At 36.2% G+C, this 7,740-nt stretch carries 7 protein-coding genes; all 7 read right to left on the bottom strand.

Translation table 11 applies throughout. The features are described 5' to 3' along the window. Positions 1–484: 484 nt before the first annotated feature. Positions 485–1,438, bottom strand: a complete 954-nt coding sequence (locus H5084_RS18875) for a biotin-dependent carboxyltransferase family protein (RefSeq protein ID WP_182692183.1) — start codon at positions 1,436–1,438, stop codon at positions 485–487. A gap of 19 nt (positions 1,439–1,457) precedes the next feature. After that, complete coding sequence (locus tag H5084_RS18870) at positions 1,458–2,141, bottom strand: allophanate hydrolase subunit 1 (protein WP_182692182.1); 684 nt, start codon at positions 2,139–2,141, stop codon at positions 1,458–1,460. Then, entirely contained in the window at positions 2,132–2,869 is a 738-nt protein-coding gene (locus H5084_RS18865) for a 5-oxoprolinase subunit PxpA (protein WP_182692181.1), read from the bottom strand. Before H5084_RS18865 ends, H5084_RS18870 begins: the two co-directional genes overlap by 10 nt. 65 nt (positions 2,870–2,934) lie before the next feature. After that, positions 2,935–3,462, bottom strand: a complete 528-nt coding sequence (locus H5084_RS18860; protein ID WP_028868845.1) for a winged helix DNA-binding protein — start codon at positions 3,460–3,462, stop codon at positions 2,935–2,937. Positions 3,463–3,466: 4 nt separating this feature from the next. Beyond that, positions 3,467–4,771, bottom strand: a complete 1,305-nt coding sequence (locus H5084_RS18855; RefSeq protein WP_028868846.1) for a TRAP transporter large permease — start codon at positions 4,769–4,771, stop codon at positions 3,467–3,469. A 3-nt stretch (positions 4,772–4,774) separates the two neighbouring features. Further along, on the bottom strand, positions 4,775–5,332 hold the full coding sequence (locus tag H5084_RS18850) for a TRAP transporter small permease (protein ID WP_028868847.1): 558 nt from the start codon (positions 5,330–5,332) through the stop codon (positions 4,775–4,777). A 155-nt stretch (positions 5,333–5,487) separates the two neighbouring features. Then, a complete protein-coding gene (locus H5084_RS18845) occupies positions 5,488–6,456 on the bottom strand; it encodes a TRAP transporter substrate-binding protein (protein ID WP_182692180.1) in 969 nt (322 codons plus the stop codon). Between the last annotated feature and the right edge of the window lie 1,284 nt (positions 6,457–7,740).

Genomic DNA, 7,740 nt, shown 5'->3' with positions numbered 1-7,740 from the left:
TGAAATCACATCAACAACAAGTGCTCACACAGATTGTTTGATTAAATTGTTAAAGAGCGTGCCTTGCGGCTAGGCGGCGTATATTACGCTAACCTTGAACCTTGTCAACATCTTATTTTAAATTATTTTAAAAGTTTTTGTTGGCTCAAACTCTAGGAGTTTGTTGGTTCGGACTTGGTTAGTAACTTGCGCTACATCCCGTGTCTGTGGGGCGCATTATAGGGATCGCTGAAGCATTGGCAAGTCTTTTATGGTGTTTATTTCAATTAAATGACTGAGTGATTAATTAACCAACAAAGCGTGGGTATTTCACTCAAAATTGTGACTTTTATGCTTGGAATTAGGAACATGACTTCTTCGATAATTTTTTATTTCATTTGTTTTTACAAAATACTTTAGATTGACCGCAATAATTTAAGAAGTTATTACTTTAACTACTCTTGGATTCAATGCCTATATTTCTGTTTTTAGAAAAAATCAATGCTTAATCGATATTTGAATAGTCCGCATCATTGTTCCCCTTAAAGAAATAATGCTGCTCTTGATGAAGATCAGCTTCTGCCTCATATAAGTCTTGTTCAAAAAAGCGAATCTGAGTACCAGGTGTTGCTTGTGCAACAATATTTAAGTCTCTATTGCAAACACATCCCATTTTGGGATATCCACCAATGGTTTGTCGATCACGCATTAATATAATAGGTTGTCCATTAGCTGGAATTTGGATAGCACCCAACGCAATACCTTCAGAAACGAAACTCTGCTGAGCAAATTCAATTGGCTTGCCTTTCAATCTATAGCCCATTCGGTCAATCTCTGAGGTTACCGTATACAATTCATTAAAGAATGTTTTTTTTGCCTCAGTACTAAATTGGTGGAATTGATATGTAGTTAAAACACCTATATTAATGACGCTTTTGTATTCTGGAATAAATTGTTGAGGGACTTTGCGCGTATGAGGCTGAACCTTTGCGATAAAAGGTATTATATCGCCATTGGCTACTTTACTGCCTTTTTTGCTTAATCCGCCTAGTTTATTTCGCATCACAGTACTGACGCTACCAAAAGTTTTAGGACAAAAAAAACCTCCACTAACCGCAAGGTAACTACGTAACCCTTGCCTTGGATATCCAATTTCTAATATATCTCCTGCTTTAGCAAACCACGAACTCCAAGGTATAATTTTGTTTCCATTTAACGTTGCAACAACATCTGCTCCGCATAATGCAAAACTAGTTGCTTGTTTAAAGCAGGCTTTAAATGGCCCCATGGTAATTTCAATTTGTGCAGCATTAGCTGGATTATTTAGTAATTTATTCGCCCAGTGAAAGGCATGGGTGTCCATTGCTCCACCCGGAGTAACACCTACATCTTGATAACCATAGCGACCAAGATCTTGCAATAAGCTTAATGGCCCTGCTTGAACAATATCTAATGCCATAATTTTTACCTTCTTTTATTTACAGTTGGCCACCCATTGCCAAAAAGGTTTGTTTATCAATAGATTCAAAACGGACTTCATCACCCATTGCAAATTTACTTAAACACTCTTCTGAGTCATCAAGTAGATCTATTGGAGTGCGCCCTATCACTTGCCAACCACCAGGCGATTGACTAGGATAAATAGCTGTTTGCCTATCCGCTATCGCAACGCTTCCTTTAGGAACGTTAAGCCTTGGGCTTGCCTTACGAGGTATTGTCATTTGCTTTGGGGTATTGCCTAAGAATGCAAAACCAGGTGTAAAGCCGATTGCAAATACTCGGTAACATTCTTCTGTATGTAGTTTAACTATTTCAGAAAATGCTAAGCCTGTATATAAGCTGACATCTCGATGGTCAAGTGCGACTTCTTGACCATAATAAACAGGTAGTACAATTTTATTACGCACCAGATTAGTAAGACCTACATTACCTAATTGGTTTAGTACTCGACGCACATTGATTACAAAATTTTGTAATCCAGTTTTACGCAAATTACAACTAAGTAGAATAGATGTATAAGATGGCACTATATCTGAAAGAGTATAGTTAAGTTCAGATCTGAATAACTGACAAGCATAGGTAATTTCATCGGTTGTTTCAGCACAAACGGTATCGGAGAAGTAGATAATGACACTATTTTCATTAACAAGGTTTACTTGCATTCTGCCAATCTCGCTTTTAAAACCTCTGCTATCTCAGCCGCCAATTCACCATCTCCATGAATACACAAGGTATCTGCTTTAATGCTGACCCTTGTTCCATCTTTACTTATTACGCATTGCTCTTTAAATAAACGAACGGCTTGATCACAAATATCTTCTAAATTCGTATGGCATGCATTGGCTTCAGTTCTTGGCGTTAAGCGTCCATCTGTTTGATAAGTGCGGTCAACAAAGGCCTCAAAAAGTAATGTAATACCGTATTCAGAGGCAAATTTTTGATAACGCGCAAAATCAGGAACTGCCATCACCATTAATGGTAATTTTGCATCGTATTTAGCAAGTGCTTGTAATAAAGCAACAAAAATATCGTCAGACTTCATCATTGCATTATAAAGAGCACCATGCGGCTTAACATAACTTAATGCGGTATTTTCACTCTTGCAAATTCCCTGTAATGCGCCTAGCTGGTAAATAAATAACGCTTGTAAATCAGTCAATGGCATATCAATAAAACGACGACCAAAACCTTGTAAATCTGCATAACCAGGATGTGCGCCAATACGAACACCGTGTTCTTTTGCACAACGAACTGTTCGTAACATAACACTTGGATCTGAAGCATGCATACCACATGCTATATTCGCCATATCAACGAAAGGCATGATCTGTTCGTCCTGACCTAACTTCCAGATACCAAAACTTTCACCCATATCACAATTAATAAGCATTTATATTCCCCTGAATAAATTTAAATTGTAGTCATCGATTAACTATCAGCAATACTGGCTACCAGCTATAAAGAACTTGCGGCTCGAGATGCCTGTGCGTACAAACCAGATAGCGTTCTCATCAATTTAGCAGTTTCCCCTAATGAATCGTCGATAGACATATGCTCTAAGGCTTGAACTAAACATTTTTCTCTAATTTTTGCATACTCTAAGCAGAAGGCTTCACCTTCGTCAGTCACACTATAAAATGTTTCTTTGCCTCTTTTTTCATGTTGAAGCATGCCAGTTTTTACCATTTTTCTTATTGAATATGAGACGTTATGTGTATCGTCAACATTTAGGGTAAATGCTACATCAGTGATGCGCTTAGGCTTCTTTCTGTGATAAACATTATGAATCACTAAAATATCCAAAGAACTTAAATTCTGATCGCAAGCGTTGCTACATAAATGAGTCCAACGTTGGAATGCGTTGTGTACCATGGTTAATCCATATTCAAATTCACTTAACGCAAGCCCATTTTCACCCACTAAATGAGAAGAGGACAAAATAGGTAAGTGCTCAGATGTTGGCTTATTTTTTTGCTTGGGCATATATTTATCCTTTCGACATTGAGTTTGGAAGCCAGGTTACGATTTCAGGGAATACGGTGACAATAAATACAGCTGCAACCAATAAGAAAAAGAATGGCAGAGCAGCTTTAGCAACAAACAATATATCTCGTCCAGTTAAGCTTTGAATAACAAACAAATTGAATCCCACTGGTGGTGTTATTTGTGACATTTCTACAACCAGAACAATATAAATACCAAACCATAAAGGATCTATTCCAGCTTCAATAACCATTGGGAGAACAACGGAAGTGGTGAGTACTACAACTGAAATACCATCTAAAAAACAACCTAAAATAACAAACATGATAGTCAGTAAAAATAATAAGGTATAAGGAGACAAGTTAAGTAATGCTATATTTTCAGCTAGCATTCTTGGTATACCAATAAACCCCATTGCCATTGTTAAAAAAGCAGCCCCAGCTAGAATGAAAATAATCATGCATGAGGTTTTCACCGCCCCCATTAAACTTTCAGTAAAGCTATTAAAAGTTAGTGAACCACTACCTAATGCTAGTACTAAAGATCCAAGCACACCAAATGCAGCTGCTTCCGTGGGCGTTGTTAAACCTGCGTAAATAGAGCCAATAATAAATAAGATAAGTACACTAACGGGTATTAAACGTAATAAGGAAGAAAACTTTTCTTTCCAGGAATATTGTTTGGTTTGTTGCGCAATACCATCACCATGCTTTGATGACCAATAAGCAGTGTATCCCATAAACATGATCACTAACATCAAACCTGGTAAGGCTCCCGCCATAAACAAACGCCCAATAGACACTTCTGCTGCGACGCCATATACGATTAAAATTATCGAAGGAGGAATAAGTAAACCTAACGTACCTGAACCGGCTAAAGTCGCTATCGCCATTTTGTCATCATATCCTTGACGCTTTAATTCTGGCAGAGTCATTTTACCAATGGTGGCAGCCGTTGCGGCAGATGAACCAGAAACAGCAGCAAAAATACCACAACTTAAAATATTAACGTGCAGTAAACGCCCTGGAACTCTACTTAGCCAGGGGGTTAAACCTTCAAATAGATCTTTTGATAAACGTGTTCTAAAGAGTATTTCACCCATCCAAATGAATAGCGGTAATGCAGCTAACGACCAATCTGATACAGCCCCCCAAGTTGATGTGGTATAAAGCAATCCAAAATTATCGTTACCCAGCATCATAAGACCTGCGATAGAAACAGCGATCAAAGTAAAAGCAACCCAAACCCCACTGGCTAACAGTGCAAATAAAATACCAATTAATATAAAGCCGATAGTTATCTCATTCATAATTTACGCTCCTTTATTTAATGAGTTAGTTTGCGATAAATCAATCGGAGCACTTTCAGCTAATACTTCCTCTTCAGATTTTGGTAGCTCTTCACCAAAAAACAAATGACAAAAGGTTTGATCAATAATTGCCACAGAAAAAATAATCATGCCCACAGCTAAAGGCAACTGAACAAGCCAAAGCTCGATAGGCACATAACCTGAAGATAATTCATCAAATAGATAAGATTCATAAACAAAGTAGGCAAGTTGCCAAGTAAGATAAAGAATTAAAACGCAGCCTAAGCTTAAAATAATTCTTTCAACCCATTTGTTAATGACAAGTGGTAATCTTGAGGTGAATAAACTCACTCGAATATGTCCACCTTCACGAAAGGTATAAGCCAACCCTAAAAAACTAGAAGCGGCAAGTAAAAAACCAGCAAAATCATCACTAGAAGGCACTTCAATCCCCACCCAGCGACCCATTACTCGAGCAAGAATAATGCAACAGATAGCGATGATACATAACCCCGATAATGCACCAGTGATTAAATATATTCGATTCAATAAAGTTCTCATCGAGAATACTCCTACAGTAAACAATAAAAAAATATAGGGATTAATTTTTACTCAGGATATAAACGTATATTTAACTAACATTCTCTGAGGGATGGGTAGAATATAGTCACAACAGTAACGTTTAATAAGTAAAACGTTACTGAAGGCGTTATTTATTACTGATACTCAGCAAGAAGCGCTTTACCTTCTGCACCAGCCTCTTCAGCCCATTCTTGTGACATTTGATCACCTACAGCGGTAAGTGCTTTGATTAATTCAGGATTTGGATCTACAACTTTAACCCCATGCTCCATTAACTCTTTATTTTTAATTTCAGTTTCATTAATCGCCAATTCCCAACCACGCTTTTCAGCGGCAGCCGCGGCAGTTAACAATGCTGATTGCATCGATTTATCTAATCGTTTGAATGAACGTTTATTAACAATCACCATATTTTTAGGGATCCACGCTTGTACATCCGTATAGTTGTCAACATAGTCCCAAGACTGGCTACTCACGCCGGTAGTGGGTGATGTGATCATCATATCGATAATACCAGTTGAAAATGCCTGCGGAATTTCAACGGTTTGAACCGTTGTTGGAGAAGCTTCAAGTAAAACGGCTAAACGGGATAGGGTGGAACTATAAGCACGTAGTTTTGCACCTTTAAAACTATCAATACTAGTTAGTGGCTCTTTACTGTAAACACCTTGAGGAGGCCAAGGCACAGAATACAATAACATTAATCCATTTTTGTTTAGTTTTGCTTCAATAATTGGCTTTGATACTTCGTATAACTTTTTTGCATCAGTAAAATTAGTTGCTAAAAAAGGGAGGTTATCAAGTTTATAGATAGGATCTTCATTACCTAATATCCCAATAAATACTTCCCCTATCGGCACTTGTTGGGTGCGAACTGCTCTTGGTATCTCTTTATGTTTAATCAAAGAAGCGCCAGCATGTACGATGATTTCAAAATCTCCATTAGTTGCTGCGTTTACATCCTTTGCAAACTGACGAATATTCTGAGTATGGTGTGTGGCATCTACGTAAGGTGTAGCCATATCCCATCGAGTAGCAGATATAGCAGAAGTAGAAATAACGCTGGCAGCTGTTATTGCTGCTATTTTAAAAATAGATTTCATAGATTATCCTTATCTTTATTGATCAACATTAATAACTCGAATTCAAATCACTTATAATATGAATACGATTTACATCCATTTTGAATTAGGAGCATAAAATGCACCAATTCATTACCCGTAAAATTTTATTTAGACTACACGAGAAAAATACAATATAACTAACTGTTATATTTGGTTATTAGTTTTATTTTTCTTCTTTTTGCTCAGAAAATTAATTTTTTACTTAATTTAAGTAACTTGATAGAGCAACTGCACCAATGTAATACAAAAATTTAAAAAAAATTTTGAGTTTAAAGCACCTCCAATTCGTCTTTTTTTCATATTTATGAAAACCCAAACAAGCTTCGTAATTCATTCAATAATCATAGGTACTCGTTACTGTAATCAGTGGTTTCATTACTTTTACTGAAATTTAGAAGCTATGTCTGTTTAATAATATTGCGATCATCTTTTATCAAACGGTATTCATATCGTAACGATACAAAATAATTAATTAACCAGTTGAGCCCTCATTATCAGTTAAACTCAATAGAGTGTATAAAATTTCTATTAACTCAGAATACAAAACACATTCAAAATACATACAAAATACATTTAAAACAAACATTACTAATGTCGATAATCATTTAAAACGAAGTCCATCACATTTAAATATTATTAATAAGTTAATAGGTTGTGATCAATTTATATTAAATTAAACAAACTAGTTCATTAAGCATAATTCTGCGATCTAGGTTTAATTATAATATAGGGCCCTTTAATGTTGAATCCACCATGGGAATTGACAGAAAAATGAGGAATAACTTTTAATAAACAACTTAAATGAATGGCAGTTTTTTAACATTTTACAAACAAAATATTAACAGAAATATTTACAGGGTCACGATAACGGTTAAAAGGTAGGTGCCGTTTACGTAGCTATGCAGTCATTTTATTTGATATATAACTGTATAACAGATCACTTTGATATGAAAAATTGCCGTAGTATTAGTTAGCTATTATATTAAGTGAATATTTTTTAAGGTGATAAAATGAAAAACTTATAAATAGAGTATTTAAGGATTTTTCTGGACCTCGGTAAAATTGAGATGTATTGAATTACTATTTACCAAATATGTATCTGCTCCATAGGACACTTCCACTCCTGCCTATCGCATTGAAGGATGGCCACTGCGTGGCGCTTTATTTATCCTCAGCTCAAGCAGGACATCACCATCAAAAGCCCCAAACGAAAAAAACCCTGTAGACAGAGTCTACAGGGTTTTTCCGTATTAGGCGCTTGGC

Source organism: Psychromonas sp. SR45-3, assembly GCF_014163575.1.
Taxonomy (GTDB): Bacteria; Pseudomonadota; Gammaproteobacteria; order Enterobacterales; family Psychromonadaceae; genus Psychromonas; species Psychromonas arctica.
This window is presented reverse-complemented; position numbering and strand designations above follow the sequence as displayed.